The sequence below is a fragment of the Klebsiella sp. X13 genome, from assembly GCF_003323835.1.
Taxonomy (GTDB): Bacteria; Pseudomonadota; Gammaproteobacteria; order Enterobacterales; family Enterobacteriaceae; genus Klebsiella; species Klebsiella ornithinolytica.
In genome coordinates this window covers 4,360,447-4,377,933 of record NZ_CP030874.1, presented here as the reverse complement: position 1 = coordinate 4,377,933, position 17,487 = coordinate 4,360,447, and the positions used below count along the sequence as shown (strand labels likewise).

Sequence of the window (17,487 nt, the reverse complement as noted above, 5' to 3'; positions counted from 1 at the left end):
AAGATGTCTGAACCACGTTTCGTCCACCTGCGGGTGCATAGCGACTATTCCATGATCGATGGGCTGGCAAAAACCGGGCCGCTGGTGAAAAAGGCGGCCTCGCTTGGCATGCCTGCGCTGGCGATCACCGATTTTACTAACCTGTGCGGACTGGTGAAGTTCTACGGAGCGGGACATGGCGCAGGCCTGAAGCCTATCGTCGGCGCGGATTTTCACGTCCAGAGCGAACTGATGGGCGATGAGTTCACCGAACTCACGGTTCTGGCGGCCAACAATGTGGGTTATCAAAACCTGACGCTGCTGATTTCACGTGCCTATCAACGCGGCTATGGCGCGCTGGGGCCGTGGATTGACCGGGACTGGCTGGCCGAACATCAGGAAGGGCTGATCCTGCTTTCCGGCGCGCGTAAAGGCGATGTTGGCGTCAGCCTGACGCGTGGCAATATGGCGCTGGTCGATCAATGTCTCTCTTTCTACCAGCAGCATTTCCCGGATCGCTACTATCTGGAGCTGATCCGCACCGGCCGCGCTGATGAAGAGGCCTATTTACACGCCGCCGTGCAGCTGGCTGAAGAACGCGGTTTACCGGTCGTGGCGACCAACGATGTGCGTTTCCTGGAAACCGGTGATTTCGATGCGCATGAGATCCGCGTCGCGATCCATGACGGCTTTACCCTGGACGATCCGAAGCGCCCGCGCAAATACTCGCCGCAGCAATATATGCGCAGCGAAGATGAAATGTGCGAGCTGTTCTCCGATATTCCGGAGGCGCTGGAAAATACCGTCGAAATCGCCAAGCGCTGCAACGTTACCGTGCGTCTTGGCGAATACTTCCTGCCGCAGTTCCCGACCGGGGATATGACGACGGAAGATTATCTGGTTAAAAAATCAAAAGAGGGCCTGGAAGAGCGTCTGGCTTTCCTGTTCCCTGATCCTGAAGAGCGGCTTAAACGCCGACCTGAATACGATGAACGACTGGATATCGAACTTCAGGTAATTAACCAGATGGGCTTCCCCGGCTACTTCCTGATCGTCATGGAGTTTATCCAGTGGTCCAAGGATAACGGCGTACCGGTAGGGCCGGGACGTGGTTCCGGCGCCGGGTCGTTAGTCGCCTACGCCTTAAAAATCACCGATCTGGATCCGCTGGAATTCGATCTGCTGTTTGAACGTTTCCTGAACCCTGAACGTGTATCGATGCCCGACTTTGACGTCGACTTCTGCATGGAGAAGCGCGATCAGGTTATCGAGCACGTGGCGGAGATGTACGGTCGCGACGCGGTATCGCAGATCATCACCTTTGGTACGATGGCAGCGAAAGCGGTTATTCGTGACGTGGGCCGCGTGCTCGGCCACCCGTACGGGTTCGTGGATCGGATCTCAAAACTGGTGCCGCCCGACCCGGGTATGACGCTGGCGAAAGCGTTTGAGGCCGAGCCGCAGCTGCCGGAGATCTACGAAGCTGACGAAGAGGTCAGAGCGCTGATCGACATGGCGCGTAAGCTGGAAGGCGTCACGCGTAACGCCGGTAAGCATGCGGGGGGCGTGGTTATCGCCCCGACCAAAATTACCGACTTCGCCCCGCTATATTGCGATGAAGCCGGTCTCCATCCGGTCACCCAGTTTGATAAGAACGACGTCGAATACGCCGGGCTGGTGAAGTTCGACTTCCTTGGCCTGCGTACGCTGACCATCATCAACTGGGCGCTGGAGATGATCAACAAGCGGCGGGCGAAACACGGCGAGCCGCCGCTGGATATCGCGGCGATCCCGCTGGACGATAAGAAAAGCTTCGATATGCTGCAACGCTCGGAAACCACCGCGGTTTTCCAGCTTGAATCGCGCGGCATGAAAGATCTGATTAAACGCCTGCAGCCCGACTGCTTCGAAGATATGATCGCGCTGGTGGCCCTGTTCCGTCCGGGGCCGCTGCAATCGGGGATGGTAGATAACTTTATCGACCGTAAACACGGCCGCGAAGAGATCTCTTACCCGGACGTGCAGTGGCAGCATGAGTGTCTGAAACCGGTGCTTGAGCCGACGTATGGCATTATCCTGTATCAGGAACAGGTCATGCAGATTGCCCAGGAGCTCTCAGGCTATACCCTCGGCGGCGCGGATATGCTGCGTCGTGCGATGGGTAAGAAAAAGCCGGAAGAGATGGCCAAGCAGCGCGGTACCTTTGAAGAAGGGGCCAGGAAAAACGGCATTGACGGCGAGCTGGCGATCAAAATCTTTGACCTGGTGGAGAAATTCGCCGGCTACGGATTTAACAAATCGCACTCGGCAGCCTATGCACTGGTCTCCTACCAGACGCTGTGGCTGAAAGCGCACTATCCGGCCGAGTTTATGGCGGCGGTGATGACCGCGGATATGGATAACACCGAAAAAGTGGTGGGGCTGGTCGACGAGTGCTGGCGGATGGGCCTGAAAATCCTGCCGCCGGATATTAACTCCGGTCTGTACCATTTCCACGTGAATGACGACGGTGAAATCGTCTATGGTATCGGCGCGATTAAAGGGGTCGGCGAAGGCCCGATCGAAGCCATTATTGAAGCGCGTAACAACGGTGGTTATTTCCGCGAGTTGTTCGATCTTTGCGCCCGCACCGATACCAAAAAGCTGAACCGCCGGGTGCTGGAAAAACTGATTATGTCCGGGGCGTTTGACCGTCTCGGGCCGCATCGCGCGGCATTAATGAATTCGCTGGGCGATGCGCTGAAGGCCGCCGATCAGCATGCGAAAGCCGAAGCGATTGGCCAGGCGGATATGTTCGGGGTGCTGGCGGAAGAGCCGGAGCAAATCGAGCAATCCTATGCCAACTGCCAGCCGTGGCCGGAGCAGGTGGTGCTGGATGGTGAAAGGGAGACCCTGGGGCTGTACCTGACGGGCCATCCTATCAACCAGTATTTGAAAGAGATTGAGCGCTATGTTGGCGGCGTGAGACTCAAAGACATGCATCCGACCGATCGTGGTAAAGTCACCACGGCGGCGGGGCTCGTTATTGCTGCGCGGGTAATGGTCACCAAGCGCGGCAATCGTATCGGTATCTGTACGTTGGATGACCGTTCCGGGCGTCTGGAGGTGATGTTATTTACCGACGCGCTGGATAAATATCAGCAATTGCTGGAAAAAGACCGCATACTTATCGTCAGCGGACAGGTCAGCTTTGATGACTTCAGCGGGGGGCTTAAAATGACCGCCCGTGAAGTCATGGACATTGACGAAGCCCGGGAAAAATATGCTCGCGGGCTTGCTATCTCGCTGACGGACAGGCAAATTGATGACCAGCTTTTAAACCGACTCCGTCAGTCTCTGGAACCCCACCGTTCGGGAACCATTCCAGTACACCTCTATTATCAGAGGGCGGATGCGCGCGCGCGGCTGCGTTTTGGCGCAACATGGCGCGTCTCTCCGAGCGATCGTTTACTCAACGATCTGCGTAGCCTTATCGGCTCGGAGCAGGTGGAACTGGAGTTTGACTAATACAGGAATACTATGAGTCTGAATTTCCTTGATTTTGAACAGCCGATTGCAGAGCTGGAAGCGAAAATCGATTCCCTGACTGCGGTAAGCCGTCAGGATGAGAAACTCGATATTAACATCGACGAAGAAGTGCATCGTCTGCGCGAAAAAAGCGTTGAACTGACGCGTAAAATCTTCGCCGATCTGGGTGCATGGCAGGTTGCTCAACTGGCACGCCACCCACGTCGCCCGTACACCCTGGATTATGTTCGCCTGGCATTCGACGAATTTGACGAACTGGCTGGCGACCGCGCTTACGCTGACGATAAAGCCATTGTTGGCGGTATTGCGCGTCTGGACGGGCGTCCGGTGATGATTATCGGCCACCAGAAAGGGCGCGAAACGAAAGAGAAGATTCGCCGCAACTTCGGGATGCCGGCGCCGGAAGGCTATCGTAAAGCGCTGCGCCTGATGGAGATGGCTGAGCGTTTCAAAATGCCGATCATCACCTTTATCGACACTCCGGGTGCGTATCCGGGCGTGGGCGCGGAAGAGCGCGGCCAGTCTGAGGCGATTGCCCGTAACCTGCGCGAAATGTCGCGTCTGAGCGTTCCGGTCATCTGTACCGTTATCGGGGAAGGTGGTTCCGGCGGCGCGCTGGCGATCGGCGTTGGCGACAAGGTCAACATGCTGCAGTACAGCACCTACTCGGTCATTTCGCCGGAAGGCTGCGCCTCCATTCTGTGGAAAAGCGCGGATAAAGCCCCGCTGGCGGCCGAAGCAATGGGGATCATCGCTCCGCGTCTGAAAGAGCTGAAGCTGATTGACTCAATTATCCCGGAACCTCTGGGCGGCGCTCATCGCAACCCGGAAGCCATTGCGGCAAGCCTGAAGGCGCAGCTGCTGGCGGATCTGGCTGACCTCGACACGCTGAGTGAAGAGGAGCTGTTAAATCGTCGCTACCAGCGTCTGATGAGCTACGGCTACGCCTGATTATTTCTCGCGTCAATATTGCCTGGGGCCGGACTTTCCGGCCCCTTTTTTATGTGCGATACGCCAGCGCGATTGATATGATGCCTGACTCAGGTCAATTCCAGGAGGAAAGCGTGAATATCATCGCCATCATGGGGCCCCACGGCGTCTACCACAAAGACGAACCGATCAAAGAGCTGGAAGCGGCCCTGCAACGGCAAGGCTTTCAGACTATCTGGCCGCAAAACAGCGCCGACCTGCTGCAGTTTATCGAACATAATCCGCGGATCTGCGGGGTCATCTTTGACTGGGATGAGTACAACGCCGATCTGTGCAGCGATATCAATCAGCTGAATGAGTATCTCCCGCTATACGCCTTCATCAACGCGCATTCGACGATGGATGTCAGCAGCCAGGATCTGCGTATGACGCTGTGGTTCTTTGAATACGCGCTTGGCCTGGCAGAAGAGATCGCCACCCGAATCGCCCAGTACACGCGCGAATACCTGGATAACATTACCCCGCCGTTTACCAAAGCCCTGTTCAACTATGTGCAGGAGGGAAAATATACCTTCTGTACGCCGGGGCATATGGGGGGAAGCGCGTACCAGAAAAGCCCGGTTGGCTGCCTGTTTTATGACTTTTTCGGTGGCAATACGCTGAAAGCCGACGTGTCGATTTCGGTCACCGAGCTGGGGTCGCTCCTCGATCACACCGGCCCGCATCTCGAAGCCGAGGAGTATATCGCCCGTGCCTTTGGTGCCGAGCAGAGCTACATGGTGACGAACGGCACCTCGACGTCGAACAAAATTGTCGGCATGTATTCGGCACCGGCGGGCAGCACGCTGCTGATTGACCGTAACTGCCATAAGTCACTGGCGCACCTGCTGATGATGAGCGATGTCGTGCCGTTGTGGCTGAAACCGACGCGTAACGCGCTGGGTATTTTGGGCGGCATACCGAAACGCGAATTTACCCGCGACAGCATTCAGCAGAAGGTTAATACCACGGGTGGCGCCGGGTGGCCGGTACATGCGGTGATTACCAACTCCACCTATGACGGGCTGCTGTATAACACCACCTGGATCAAAGAGACGCTCGATGTGCCCTCGATCCATTTTGACTCGGCCTGGGTGCCTTACACTCATTTCCATCCGATCTACCAGGGGAAAAGCGGGATGAGCGGCGATCGCATTCCGGGTAAGGTCGTCTTCGAAACACAATCAACGCACAAAATGCTGGCCGCGCTGTCGCAGGCCTCGCTTATCCACATTAAAGGCAGCTACGACGAAGAGACCTTTAATGAAGCGTTTATGATGCACACCTCGACGTCGCCGAGCTATCCGATCGTTGCTTCGATAGAAACCGCGGCGGCCATGCTGCGCGGCAATTCTGGCAAGCGTTTGATCCAACGCTCCATTGAGCGAGCGCTGGATTTCCGCAAAGAGGTCCAGCGTCTGCGCGAAGAGACTGACGGCTGGTTCTTTGATATCTGGCAGCCGGAGGATATCGAGCAGGTGCAGTGCTGGCCGGTGGCAGGCGGTGAGAACTGGCACGGTTTTAAAGATGCTGACGATAACCATATGTTCCTCGACCCGGTGAAGGTGACGATCCTGACGCCGGGAATGGATGAACAGGGCAATATGGACGATGAGGGGATCCCGGCGGCGCTGGTGGCGAAATTCCTCGATGAGCGCGGCGTGGTAGTGGAGAAAACGGGTCCCTACAACCTGCTGTTCCTGTTCAGTATTGGTATTGATAAAACCCGGGCGATGGGGTTGTTACGTGGCTTAACCGAGTTTAAGCGCGCCTACGATCTCAACCTGCGAGTGAAGAACATGCTGCCGGATCTCTACGCGGAAGATCCCGATTTTTATCGCAATATGCGTATTCAGGATCTGGCGCAGGGGATCCATCGCCTGATCCGCCAGCACCAGTTGTCGCAGCTGATGCTGAGCGCGTTTGACGTGCTGCCGGAAATGAAAATGACGCCGCATCAGGCCTGGCAGCGGCAAATCAAAGGTGAAGTCGAAACCATTGAGCTGGAAAATCTGGTCGGGCGCATTTCGGCTAATATGATTCTGCCGTACCCGCCGGGCGTACCGCTGTTGATGCCCGGAGAGATGATTACCGAAGAGAGCCGGGCGGTGCTCGATTTCCTGCTGATGCTGTGCTCGATTGGGCGCCATTATCCGGGCTTTGAAACGGATATCCACGGGGCGAAGCGCGATGACGACGGCGTCTACCGGGTACGAGTCTTAAAAAATGACTCACTGCTTGCGCCGCGCTAAGCGGCGCGAGTAACCTGGATGGCATTAACTGGAGGAGTAGACATGCTGGGTTTAAAACGGGTTCACCATATTGCTATCATCGCGACCAATTATGCGCAGAGCAAAGCCTTTTACTGCGATATTCTGGGCTTTACGTTGCAGAGCGAGTTTTATCGTGAAGAGCGCGATTCGTGGAAGGGCGATCTGGCATTGAATGGCGAGTATGTCATCGAACTGTTCTCTTTCCCGTTTCCTCCCGCCCGTCCGAGCCGTCCCGAAGCCTGTGGGCTGCGCCACCTGGCCTTTAGCGTCGATGATATTGACGCGGCGGTGGCCCATCTGGAAGCGCATGGCGTGGCCTGTGAGGGGATTCGCATCGATCCTTTTACCGGCAAACGCTTCACCTTTTTTAACGATCCCGACGGCCTGCCGCTGGAGATTTATCAGCAGTAACCCTTGCCAGAGCGCGCCCGGCCCGATAATGTGCCGGGCTATCTCCCCAGCGACACTATCAAGATGATGACGCCCGATATTGCGCAAACCCTACACCCCTATCGTCAGTTTTTGGTCGCCTTCAGCGGTGGTCTGGATTCGACGGTGCTTTTACATCAGCTGGTCTGCTGGCGTGAACGGGACCCGACGCTGCAGCTGCGGGCCATCCATATTCACCATGGCCTGAGCGCGAATGCCGATAGCTGGGTTACGCACTGCCTGCAGGTTTGCCAGCACTGGCAGGTTCCGCTGGTGGTCGAGCGCGTTACTCTCGCGGATGATGGCCTGGGCGTGGAGGCGCACGCACGGCAGGCTCGCTACCAGGCTTTCCGGATGGCGCTGCAGCCGGGAGAAGCCCTGGTGACGGCTCAGCACCTCGACGATCAGTGTGAAACCTTCCTGTTGGCGCTCAAACGCGGCAGCGGCCCAACCGGGCTGGCGGCGATGGCGGCATCCTCGGGGTTTGCCGCTACGCGACTGCTGCGCCCTCTGCTGAATACCCGTCGTGAAACGCTGCACCAGTGGGCGCTGGCTCATCAGCTTAGCTGGATTGAGGACGAGAGCAATCAGGATGATACCTACGATCGTAACTTCCTCCGTCTGCGCGTTGTTCCGCAGCTTAACGCGCGCTGGCCCCATTTTTCCGAGGCGGTTGCCCGTAGCGCCAGCCTGTGCGGCGAACAGGAGCAGCTGCTGGATGAACTGCTGGCGGAAGATTTGGCAAAACTGGTGGCGGATGACGGTTCGTTAGCTATCGACGCGCTGGCGTCCATGAGCGCGCCGCGCCGCGCTGCGCTGCTGCGGCGCTGGCTGGCCGGGCACTCTGCGCCGATGCCCTCGCGCGAGATGCCGGAGCGTATCTGGCGCGAAGTCGCGCTGGCGCGGGAGGATGCTTTTCCCTGCCTGCGACTTGGCGATTTTTCCGTGCGTCGTTATCAGCAGCGGCTGTGGTGGGTCAGATATCAACCTGGCCAGACGGATGTGGTGCTACCGTGGCCGGACTACCGGCGACCGCTACGGCTGCCGGAAGGTCTGGGCGAACTGACGCTGCGGTCAGGCGGACCGTTACGCGCCCCGCGTGGTGAAGAGCCGGTGACGGTGCGCTTTCGCGCCAGCGGAAATCTGCATATTGTCGGCCGTCACGGCGGCCGCAAGCTGAAGAAAATCTGGCAGGAGCTGGGCGTTGCCCCCTGGCGCCGCGATACCACACCGCTGCTGTTCTACGGTGAGACGCTGATTGCGGCGGCGGATTCGCTGTTCGTAACCTGCGAAGGGGAAGCGCGGGAAGGCGAAGGGGTAGAGATGATATGGAGGAAAACGGGCGGCTGAGCCACCCGTTTTTATTCAGGACTCGCTTACCACCACGGTACCGATTTCCGGGTGGCTGAAGCTGGCGATTTTATCCAGGCGTAGCTCGCGAATGTTTCCGCTCAGTTCCACCACCAGATACTCGATATTTTTGCGCGAGATAAGATCGCTCGCCTTCGCTTGCAGCTGCTCACCATCTTTGAGCGTCAGGACAAGCACCAGATGATGCTGGCAGGCAAGTTCGAGGTTGTCATAATCATCACAGTTGATGGGTTGATAAGTATCATTCATTGACATAATCGCTCACCAGTAAGTTTGCTGCCGCACAGGCGGCTTTTTCCCTGACTGACTCCGAAAGGGCCTCATCCGCCGCAATTTCATTCAATACTTTCAACACGCAACCCAGCGCATCTGGAATATACCCTAGGTCTCCGCTGGCTATTTCCGCATACCGCTTGCGTATTAACTCACAATATTGGTCCACATGCCCTCCTGTCAGTATTCTGACTCAACCGTGGGATGCAAGTTTAAGCCTACGAAGATACACTCTGTTTAGCAAGGTGACTATACCATAGTCATTTAAGCAATATCAGCAGGATGAAAAGAGAGCCGCCGATTGCCGGCAGCCTTTTGTCGCCAGTTTCGCTACAATGTACGCCATTTATTTCAGGAGAGTATTCATGGCGCTGAAAGCGACAATTTATAAGGCTACGGTGAACGTTGCCGATCTCGATCGCAACCAGTTTCTGGATGCCAGCCTGACGCTGGCTCAGCATCCGTCGGAAACCCAGGAGCGCATGATGCTACGCCTGCTGGCGTGGATAAAATACGCCGACGAACGTCTGCAGTTTACCCGTGGTCTCTCGTCTGATGATGAGGCGGAGCTGTGGCTGCTCAACGATCATCTCGGCGTTGACCTGTGGATTGAGCTTGGTTTGCCGGATGAGCGGCGGATTAAAAAAGCGTGTTCACGGGCGCAGGAGGTGGTGTTGTTTGCCTACAATAGCCGGGCAGCGGAAATCTGGTGGCAGCAGAACAAGAGCAAAATGGCGCAGTTTAGCAAACTGACGGTCTGGTATCTGGATGATGAGCAGCTCGCCCGGCTTAGCGCTTTTGCCGATCGTTCAATGGTGCTACAGGCCACTTTACAGGACGGCGGAATCTGGCTATCTGACGCTAAGAATAATCTGGAAATTCATTTAACGGCGTGGCAGCCGTCGGCATGATTACGATTAGCCGCAGCGTGGTTATTCCGGATGAAGAGATAACGTTGTCCGGGATACGCGCGCAGGGCGCGGGCGGTCAGCACGTGAATAAAGCGTCTACCGCCATCCATCTGCGCTTTGACATAAAAGCATCCAGCCTGCCTGAGTATTATAAAGAACGATTGCTGGCTGCCAGTCACCACTTAATTTCTGCCGATGGTGTGGTTATCATTAAGGCTCAGGAATATCGCAGCCAGGAAATGAATCGTGAAGCGGCCATTTCCCGTCTGGTTGCGTTAATAAAAGAATTAACCGCAGTGCAAAAAAGTCGCCGTGAGACCCGGCCGACCCGGGCGTCAAAAGAGCGTCGTCTTGCCTCGAAGGCGCAAAAGTCCTCTGTCAAAGCACTGCGTGGGAAAGTTCGTCAGTAGGCGGCATGGCGAACGGGTGGAATGGATTATAAGGAATTAACAGTGAAGAAAATCGTACTCTCTGTTGCCGTAGCGTGTTCGCTCTTTGCGCTATTTGGCTGCAACCATCGTTCGGATGTCGAGATGTTACAGCCGGCGCCGATGGAAGAACTGAAGCCGATGCAGCAAAGCTGGCGTGGTATTTTGCCCTGCGCCGATTGTGAAGGGATTGAAACCTCGCTGTTCCTCGAAAAGGATGGCAGCTGGGTAATGAACGAACGTTACCAGGGCGTCAGCCGTGAGCCGTCATCGTTCGCCTCGTACGGGACCTGGGCGCGGACCGCCGATAAGCTGGTCCTGACCGACAGCAAAGGTGAGAAGTCCTACTATCGCGCGAAGGGGGAAACCCTGGAAATGCTCGATCGGGAAGGTAACCCCATTGAGTCAACGCTCAACTACACCCTGAAATCGGTTAAAGCCAGTCTGCCGACGACGCCGATGACCATGCGCGGGATGTATTTCTATATGGCGGATGCGGCCACCTTCACCGACTGCGCGACCGGTAAGCGGATCGCGGTGGCTAATAATGCCCAGCTTGAGCGCGATTATGCCGCCGCTCGCGGGACGCAAACGCGCCCGGTGCTGCTGGTGGTAGAAGGGCACTTTACGCTGGAAGCCAACCCCGATAGCGGGGAGATGGTGAAAACGCTGATGGCGGATAAAGATATTAAATTCGTGCCGGGCAAAGACTGTAGCCAGTAAGCCGTTTTCTCGCGAACGCGGCAAACAAAGGCCGCGGCGAACCTGGTTGCCAACATAAAAAAGGCCCCGCATCTGCGGGGCCTTTTTACGTTTAGCGGTGGGTTCAGCCTTTGATTGCGTTAACCAGGTAATTCACGATATCGCCGGTTTTGATCAGCTGCTTCTCGCCGTTGCGACGATATTTATATTCGATATCGTCATTGTCGAGGTTGCGATCGCCGAGCACGATGGTATGCGGAATACCAATCAGCTCCATATCGGCAAACATCACGCCCGGACGCTCTTTACGGTCATCCATCAGCACTTCGATACCCTGGGCGCGCAGCTCGCTATACAGCTTCTCAGCCAGCTCCTGCACGCGGTAGGATTTGTGCATGTTCATCGGCAGGATGGCGACCTGGAAAGGCGCAATCGCGTCTGGCCAGATAATACCGCGGTCGTCATGGTTCTGCTCAATGGCCGCAGCCACCACGCGGGTTACCCCGATGCCGTAGCAGCCCATCGTCAGCACCTGGTTACGGCCGTCTTCACCTTGTACCGAAGCGTTCATCGCCTGGGAGTACTTGGTTCCCAGCTGGAAGATGTGACCCACTTCGATGCCACGTTTAATCAGCAGCGTACCCTGACCATCCGGGCTCGGATCGCCGGCGACAACGTTACGGATATCGGCGACTTCCGGGGTCGCCACATCGCGATCCCAGTTAATGCCGAAGTAGTGTTTACCATCGATATTGGCGCCGGCAGCGAAATCGCTCATTGCCGCCACGGTACGGTCGATAACCACCGGAATCGGCATATTCACCGGTCCCAGAGAACCCGGACCTGCGTTAACGATAGCGCGAATTTCTGCTTCAGTGGCGAAGGTCAGCGGGCTGGCAACCTGCGCCAGTTTTTCTGCTTTCACTTCGTTCAGCTCGTGGTCGCCGCGCACCAGCAGGGCAACCAGCGGGTAGCTGCTACCTTCAACGGCTTTAACCAGCAGCGTTTTGACGGTCTTCTCAACCGGCAGGTTGAACTGCTCGACCAGCTCAGCGATGGTTTTCGCATTCGGCGTATCGACCAGGGTCATCTCCTGAGTTGCCGCCGCACGCGGCGCTTTCGGCGCAACGGCTTCAGCAAACTCAATGTTGGCCGCGAAGTCAGAGCTGTCAGAGAAGATCACGTCATCTTCGCCGCTCTGCGCCAGAACCTGGAACTCATGAGACGCGCTACCGCCGATTGAGCCGGTGTCAGCCTGTACCGCGCGGAAATCAAGACCCATGCGGGTGAAGATTTTGCTGTAGGCGGCATACATCGCATCGTAGGTCTCTTGCAGCGATTCCTGAGAGGTATGGAAAGAGTAGGCATCTTTCATCAGGAACTCACGAGAACGCATTACGCCAAAGCGCGGGCGAACTTCGTCACGGAACTTGGTCTGAATCTGGAAGAAGTTCAGCGGCAGCTGCTTATAAGAGTTCAGCTCGTTACGGATCAGGTCGGTAATGACCTCTTCATGCGTCGGACCGAGAACAAACGGACGTTCGCCACGATCAACAAAACGCAGCAGTTCCGGCCCATACTGCTCCCAGCGACCGCTCTCCTGCCACAGGTCCGCTGGCTGAACTACCGGCATGGACACCTCGATGGCACCGGCGTTGTTCATCTCCTCACGCACGATGTTTTCGACTTTTTTCAGGACGCGCAGGCCGGTCGGCAGCCAGGTATACAACCCGGAGGCCAGCTTGCGGATCATCCCGGCGCGCAGCATCAACTGATGGCTGATGACTTCGGCGTCGGCAGGTGTCTCCTTTTGAGTGGAGAGCAGGTATTGGCTAGTACGCATGTTGTTACGGTTCCATTTGGACGATCGGAACAGGCTGGGGGACCAGCCTGAAACAAAAAAAGTGGTTTAGTTTACCAGTGTGGCAAAGATGCCAAAAGAGAGGAAAATAAAATTAGCGCGGTTCAAGGGAAAAGACTTCAAAACCGGACGGAATCACGCGCCAGCGTACGTTAAAATCGAGCAGCCAGACGGCATAGGTTTTTCCCGCTTCTTCCTCTTTACGATAGGCCGGCCGCGGATCCTGCGCCAGCACCTCGCAGATAAACGCTTTAAGGTGCGGATAGCGCTTTTCCAGGGCGAAGAGCTGCGCCTGCGTTTCAGGGGTAAAGCTGACCGTCATCTCCGCCTGCGGCGCCTGCTGGGCGTAGCTGGCGCTGGCATCCGGCAGGGCTTCGGCAAACGGCAGGTAAGGCTTGATATCGACGACCGGCGTACCGTCAACCAGATCCAGACTGCCAAGCTGAAGGATGACCTGATCTTTATGACAGCGAACGCCTTTCAGTTCAACCAGCGACATCCCGATGGGATTCGGGCGAAACGTTGAACGCGTGGCGAACACGCCCATGCGCGCGTTGCCGCCGAGGCGGGGAGGGCGCACGGTGGGGCGCCAGCCGCCTTCCATCGTCTGATGGAAAACAAACAGCACCCACAGATGACTGAATGCTTCCAGGCCGCGGACGGCATCAGCCTGGTTATAAGGTGGCAGCAGATGCAATTCGCCGCCGCCATGTTTGACCAGGCCTGGCTGGCGCGGGACGGCAAATTTTTCTTTATATGGCGAGCGGATAACGCCTATCTGCGCAAACTGAAAAGCACTCATTGCGCCGAGACGTTAAGCGCTGAACCCAGGCAAACGGCCTGGCGATAGCATCCTGGTGTGCCGCTGGTGACTTCACAGCTGTGCAGAAGGACCGCGTTGGCTTTCATTTTAGCTGCGTTGATTTGCAGGCGCTTGCGGGCGGTTGGGATATTGGGCGGCGAGTCCTGATTGCTGGCCTGGCATGATTCGCCGGTCACTTCACCAAGATCGCGGAATGGCTTCCCGACCAGTGCGGAGGCATCGGTATAAATTCTTACCGGCGCCGGACGTACTGCTTTCGGTTTGGCAGGCTCCGTTTTGGCCGGTGCGGTTGCGGTGCTTTGTACAGGTTCGACGGGAGATCTGCTTAGCATAGAACAGCCGCTTAACATGAGTGCTAACAAACAGACCGGTAAAGCACGCATAGTATTTCCTCAATAAATGATCAAACAGGGCGCTATTGAATCAGGTGCTTGCATAAATGACAAGACGGGCATAAAGCCCGTCCTGAATGATATTACGGTGAAAAGAGATTACCAGCCTTTCACTGCACCGCCGTTAAAGATTTTGTTAGCGGCTTCGTAAACTTCATCGCTCTGGTAAGCCTGAACAAATTTCTTAACATTTTCCGCATCTTTGTTGTCTTCGCGAGCAACAATCAGGTTCACGTACGGAGAATCCTTACCTTCTACGAAAATACCATCTTTGGCCGGAGTCAGGCCGATCTGGCTGGCGTAGGTGGTGTTGATAACCGCCAGCGCAATCTGTGCATCGTCGAGGGAGCGCGGCAGCTGCGGTGCTTCCAGCTCAACAATCTTCAGGTTTTTCGGGTTTTCAATGATATCCAGGGAAGTCGGCAGCAGACCAACGCCTTCTTTCAGTTTGATCAGGCCCACCTGTTGCAGCAGCAGCAGGGAACGACCGAGGTTGGTCGGATCGTTAGGAATGGCAATCTGGGAGCCCGGCTGTAGCTCATCCAGTGATTTGATTTTTTTGGAATAACCGGCAATCGGATAGACAAAGGAGTTGCCCACGGCAACCAGTTTGTAGCCACGGTCTTTAATTTGCTGATCGAGGTACGGTTTATGCTGGAAGGCGTTAACGTCGATATCGCCTTTGCTCAATGCTTCGTTCGGCAGAACGTAATCGTTGAAGGTCACCAGCTCAACGTCGAGACCGTATTTCTCTTTCGCCACTTTTTGTGCCACTTCGGCAACCTGCTGCTCGGCACCAACGATGACGCCGACTTTAATATGGTTCGGATCTTTTTCATCCTGGCCACAACCCACCAGAGCCAGAGAACCGATTAATGCGCCGACTGCCGCAAAGGTTTTGAAATTAAAGGCCATGTTATTTCCTTTCTGTCAGAGTCTGTGTGTACACGAGTCATTGGGCCGCACGGAGACGACCCGAATGAGGAGGTGTAGATAATGTTATTTGTGAGTTACAGCCCGGACGATACGATCGCCAGAGAATTGGATTAAATAAACCAGAATAACCAGTAATACCAGCACGGTATTCATTACCGTCGCGTTGTAGCCGATATAGCCGTACTGATAGCCAATCTGCCCCAGACCGCCGGCACCTACCGCCCCGCCCATCGCGGAGTAGCCGACCAGCGTAATGAGGGTGATGGTTGCAGCGTTTACCAGACCCGGCAGTGCTTCAGGCAGCAGCACCTTACGCACGATCTGCATCGGCGTGGCGCCCATCGCACGGGATGCCTCGATAAGCCCGGTCGGAATTTCCAGCAGCGCATTTTCCACCATACGGGCGATAAACGGCGCCGCGCCAACCGTCAGCGGCACAATGGCGGCCTGCAGCCCAATGGACGTACCGACAATCACGCGAGTAAACGGAATCATCCACACCAGCAGGATAATGAAAGGGATGGAACGGAAAATGTTAACCAGCGCGGACAGCGTCCGGTACAGTTTTGCGTTGGCAACAATCTGTCCCGGGCGGGTGACGTACAGCAGCACCCCCACCGGCAGGCCGATGACGAAACCGAAAAAGCCGGAGACGAACGTCATGGCCAGCGTTTCCCACACGCCGCGCAACAGCAGCCAAATCATTGCCTCAGACATATCCCAGTACCTCTACTTTTACATGGTGTTCCTGCAACCAGGCGATGGCCGCCTGGGTATCTTCCTGCGTGCCGTGCATCTCGGTCAGCATAATGCCGAACTTCACGCCGCCGGCGTAATCCATCTGCGCGCTAATAATGTTGTTATTCACATTAAAGCGGCGGGCGGTTTCAGAGAGCAGCGGAGCGTCGACGGAATGGCCGGTGAACTCCATGCGCAGCATAGGAACGCTATCGGGTAGCGCGGTCGGCTTCAGGCGAGCCTGGTAGTCTTCCGGAATATCCAGATGCAGCGTGGATTGAATAAACTGCTGGGCCAGCGGAGTTTTCGGATGAGAGAAGACTTCACTCACCGTATCCTGTTCGATCAACTGGCCATTGCTGATAACCGCGACGCAATCACAGATGCGTTTGACGACATCCATCTCGTGGGTAATCAGCAGAATCGTCAGGCCCAGGCGACGGTTGATATCTTTCAGCAGTTCCAGAATGGAGCGCGTGGTTGCCGGGTCCAGGGCGCTGGTGGCTTCGTCACACAGCAGTACCTTCGGGTTGCTTGCCAGCGCGCGAGCAATAGCCACACGCTGTTTCTGACCGCCGGAGAGGTTTGCCGGGTAACTGTCATGTTTATCGGCAAGACCGACCAGATCCAGCAGTTCGGTCACGCGGCGCTTAATTTCCGCCTGTGGGGTATTATCCAGCTCCAGAGGGAGCGCTACGTTGCCGAAGACGGTGCGCGAGGCCAGCAGGTTAAAGTGCTGGAAAATCATGCCAATCTGGCGACGTGCGCGGGTCAGCTCTTTTTCAGACAGCGCGGTCAGCTCCTGACCGTCAACCAGGACACTGCCTTCGGTCGGACGTTCCAGTAGGTTAACGCAGCGAATCAGCGTGCTTTTACCGGCGCCGGATGCACCGATCACGCCATAAATTTGTCCGGCAGGGACATGCAGGCTGACATTGTCCAGAGCCTGTATGGTGCGATTCCCCTGCAGGAACACTTTGGTGATATTCGAAAGTTTAATCATCAGTTATTTATTATCGTTTAGCCGTTTGCCGTGGCATTTTCTTCTGCCGTGTCCAGGCGATGCCTGTCAATGAAATGGATGTTAAGGCATCCAGACGTCTAAATCAATCAGCCTCTGTATAATGAGCACTTTCTTGCCTGCAGAAACATGCGATACTAATCAGACTAGCCTTTATCAGGAGCAAACCGGTGGCAAAGTCAGTACCCGCAATTTTTCTCGACCGTGACGGCACGATTAATGTCGATCATGGCTATGTCCACGAAATCGACAACTTTGAATTTATCGATGGCGTCATTGACGCGATGCGTCAGTTAAAGGAGATGGGATTCGCCCTGGTGGTGGTCACCAATCAATCCGGCATCGCGCGCGGTAAGTTCACGGAAGCGCAGTTTGAAACGCTGACCGAATGGATGGACTGGTCTCTGGCCGATCGCGGTATCGACCTGGACGGTATCTATTACTGCCCGCACCACCCGCAGGGGACGGTTGAAGAGTTCCGTCAGACCTGTGATTGCCGTAAGCCGCACCCGGGGATGCTGATCTCGGCGCGCGACTATCTTCATATAGATATGGCTGCTTCTTATATGGTTGGCGATAAAGTGGAAGATATGCAGGCCGCCGCCGCCGCATCTATTGGGACTAAAGTCCTGGTTCGTACCGGTAAGCCGGTCACGCCGGAAGCGGAAAATGCCGCAGACTGGGTGCTGAATAGCCTGGCAGACCTGCCGGAAGCCATCAAAAAGCAGCAAAAATAGGCGTTAAGTACAAAAGATGAGCGGTTGAAATAAAAATGTATTTTTCCGCTTGTCATTCCCGTTCGGCTCCCTATAATGCGCCTCCATCGACACGGAACAACGGCAAACAAGCCGCC

At 55.9% G+C, this 17,487-nt stretch carries 17 protein-coding genes; 9 read left to right on the top strand and 8 right to left on the bottom strand.

Annotated elements, in window-relative coordinates:
- The first annotated feature begins 3 nt into the window (after nucleotides 1–3).
- The 5 genes from dnaE to tilS all read left to right on the top strand — a co-directional run bounded on the left by dnaE (nucleotide 4) and on the right by tilS (nucleotide 8,528).
- Entirely contained in the window at nucleotides 4–3,486 is a 3,483-nt protein-coding gene (dnaE, locus tag DSD31_RS20860) for a DNA polymerase III subunit alpha (RefSeq protein ID WP_075808883.1), read from the top strand.
- A 12-nt stretch (nucleotides 3,487–3,498) separates the two neighbouring features.
- Nucleotides 3,499–4,458, top strand: a complete 960-nt coding sequence (accA, locus tag DSD31_RS20855; RefSeq protein WP_015585101.1) for an acetyl-CoA carboxylase carboxyl transferase subunit alpha — start codon at nucleotides 3,499–3,501, stop codon at nucleotides 4,456–4,458.
- A gap of 113 nt (nucleotides 4,459–4,571) precedes the next feature.
- A complete protein-coding gene (locus tag DSD31_RS20850) occupies nucleotides 4,572–6,728 on the top strand; it encodes a lysine decarboxylase LdcC (RefSeq protein WP_004858145.1) in 2,157 nt (718 codons plus the stop codon).
- A 42-nt stretch (nucleotides 6,729–6,770) separates the two neighbouring features.
- Nucleotides 6,771–7,160, top strand: coding sequence for a VOC family protein (locus tag DSD31_RS20845; protein ID WP_004858147.1), 390 nt, complete (start codon nucleotides 6,771–6,773; stop codon nucleotides 7,158–7,160).
- A gap of 66 nt (nucleotides 7,161–7,226) precedes the next feature.
- The gene (tilS, locus tag DSD31_RS20840; RefSeq protein WP_069476566.1) at nucleotides 7,227–8,528 is read left to right on the top strand and encodes a tRNA lysidine(34) synthetase TilS; all 1,302 of its coding nucleotides are present in this window, start codon (nucleotides 7,227–7,229) and stop codon (nucleotides 8,526–8,528) included.
- A gap of 15 nt (nucleotides 8,529–8,543) precedes the next feature.
- Here tilS and rof read toward each other — a convergent pair whose 3' ends face one another.
- Together rof and DSD31_RS20830 are read right to left on the bottom strand one after the other, a co-directional pair.
- Nucleotides 8,544–8,804, bottom strand: coding sequence for a Rho-binding antiterminator (rof, locus tag DSD31_RS20835; protein WP_004858152.1), 261 nt, complete (start codon nucleotides 8,802–8,804; stop codon nucleotides 8,544–8,546).
- Nucleotides 8,791–8,991 carry a YaeP family protein gene (locus DSD31_RS20830; RefSeq protein ID WP_004858155.1) on the bottom strand — a complete coding sequence of 67 codons (201 nt, stop codon included), beginning with the start codon at nucleotides 8,989–8,991 and terminating at the stop codon, nucleotides 8,791–8,793. The genes rof and DSD31_RS20830 overlap by 14 nt, the downstream gene beginning before the upstream one ends.
- Before the next feature lie 196 nt (nucleotides 8,992–9,187).
- Here DSD31_RS20830 and DSD31_RS20825 point away from each other — a divergent pair, with 196 nt between their 5' ends.
- From DSD31_RS20825 to nlpE, 3 genes are read left to right on the top strand one after another with little or no spacing between them, the layout of a single operon-like run.
- Nucleotides 9,188–9,733: a YaeQ family protein gene (locus DSD31_RS20825; RefSeq protein ID WP_004858157.1), complete on the top strand. Its 546-nt coding sequence runs from the start codon at nucleotides 9,188–9,190 to the stop codon at nucleotides 9,731–9,733.
- Nucleotides 9,730–10,143, top strand: coding sequence for an alternative ribosome rescue aminoacyl-tRNA hydrolase ArfB (arfB, locus tag DSD31_RS20820; RefSeq protein WP_004858159.1), 414 nt, complete (start codon nucleotides 9,730–9,732; stop codon nucleotides 10,141–10,143). The genes DSD31_RS20825 and arfB overlap by 4 nt, the downstream gene beginning before the upstream one ends.
- A 42-nt stretch (nucleotides 10,144–10,185) precedes the next feature.
- On the top strand, nucleotides 10,186–10,884 hold the full coding sequence (nlpE, locus tag DSD31_RS20815) for an envelope stress response activation lipoprotein NlpE (protein WP_004858161.1): 699 nt from the start codon (nucleotides 10,186–10,188) through the stop codon (nucleotides 10,882–10,884).
- A 103-nt stretch (nucleotides 10,885–10,987) separates the two neighbouring features.
- Here the strand turns inward: nlpE and proS are convergent, their stop codons facing one another.
- The 6 genes from proS to metN all read right to left on the bottom strand — a co-directional run bounded on the left by proS (nucleotide 10,988) and on the right by metN (nucleotide 16,616).
- On the bottom strand, nucleotides 10,988–12,706 hold the full coding sequence (proS, locus tag DSD31_RS20810; RefSeq protein WP_004858164.1) for a proline--tRNA ligase: 1,719 nt from the start codon (nucleotides 12,704–12,706) through the stop codon (nucleotides 10,988–10,990).
- Nucleotides 12,707–12,818: 112 nt separating this feature from the next.
- The gene (gene tsaA / locus DSD31_RS20805; RefSeq protein ID WP_004858166.1) at nucleotides 12,819–13,526 is read right to left on the bottom strand and encodes a tRNA (N6-threonylcarbamoyladenosine(37)-N6)-methyltransferase TrmO; all 708 of its coding nucleotides are present in this window, start codon (nucleotides 13,524–13,526) and stop codon (nucleotides 12,819–12,821) included.
- Nucleotides 13,523–13,930 (bottom strand): Rcs stress response system protein RcsF, encoded by a 408-nt coding sequence (gene rcsF / locus DSD31_RS20800; protein ID WP_004858168.1) that lies wholly within the window; start codon nucleotides 13,928–13,930, stop codon nucleotides 13,523–13,525. Before rcsF ends, tsaA begins: the two co-directional genes overlap by 4 nt.
- A 108-nt stretch (nucleotides 13,931–14,038) precedes the next feature.
- Nucleotides 14,039–14,854 carry a MetQ/NlpA family lipoprotein gene (locus DSD31_RS20795; RefSeq protein WP_004858169.1) on the bottom strand — a complete coding sequence of 272 codons (816 nt, stop codon included), beginning with the start codon at nucleotides 14,852–14,854 and terminating at the stop codon, nucleotides 14,039–14,041.
- An 84-nt stretch (nucleotides 14,855–14,938) separates the two neighbouring features.
- Nucleotides 14,939–15,592, bottom strand: a complete 654-nt coding sequence (locus DSD31_RS20790; protein ID WP_004858171.1) for a methionine ABC transporter permease MetI — start codon at nucleotides 15,590–15,592, stop codon at nucleotides 14,939–14,941.
- Nucleotides 15,585–16,616: a methionine ABC transporter ATP-binding protein MetN gene (gene metN, locus DSD31_RS20785; protein WP_004858173.1), complete on the bottom strand. Its 1,032-nt coding sequence runs from the start codon at nucleotides 16,614–16,616 to the stop codon at nucleotides 15,585–15,587. The genes DSD31_RS20790 and metN overlap by 8 nt, the downstream gene beginning before the upstream one ends.
- Before the next feature lie 188 nt (nucleotides 16,617–16,804).
- Here metN and gmhB point away from each other — a divergent pair, with 188 nt between their 5' ends.
- Entirely contained in the window at nucleotides 16,805–17,371 is a 567-nt protein-coding gene (gene gmhB / locus DSD31_RS20780) for a D-glycero-beta-D-manno-heptose 1,7-bisphosphate 7-phosphatase (protein ID WP_004858176.1), read from the top strand.
- Nucleotides 17,372–17,487: the final 116 nt, after the last annotated feature.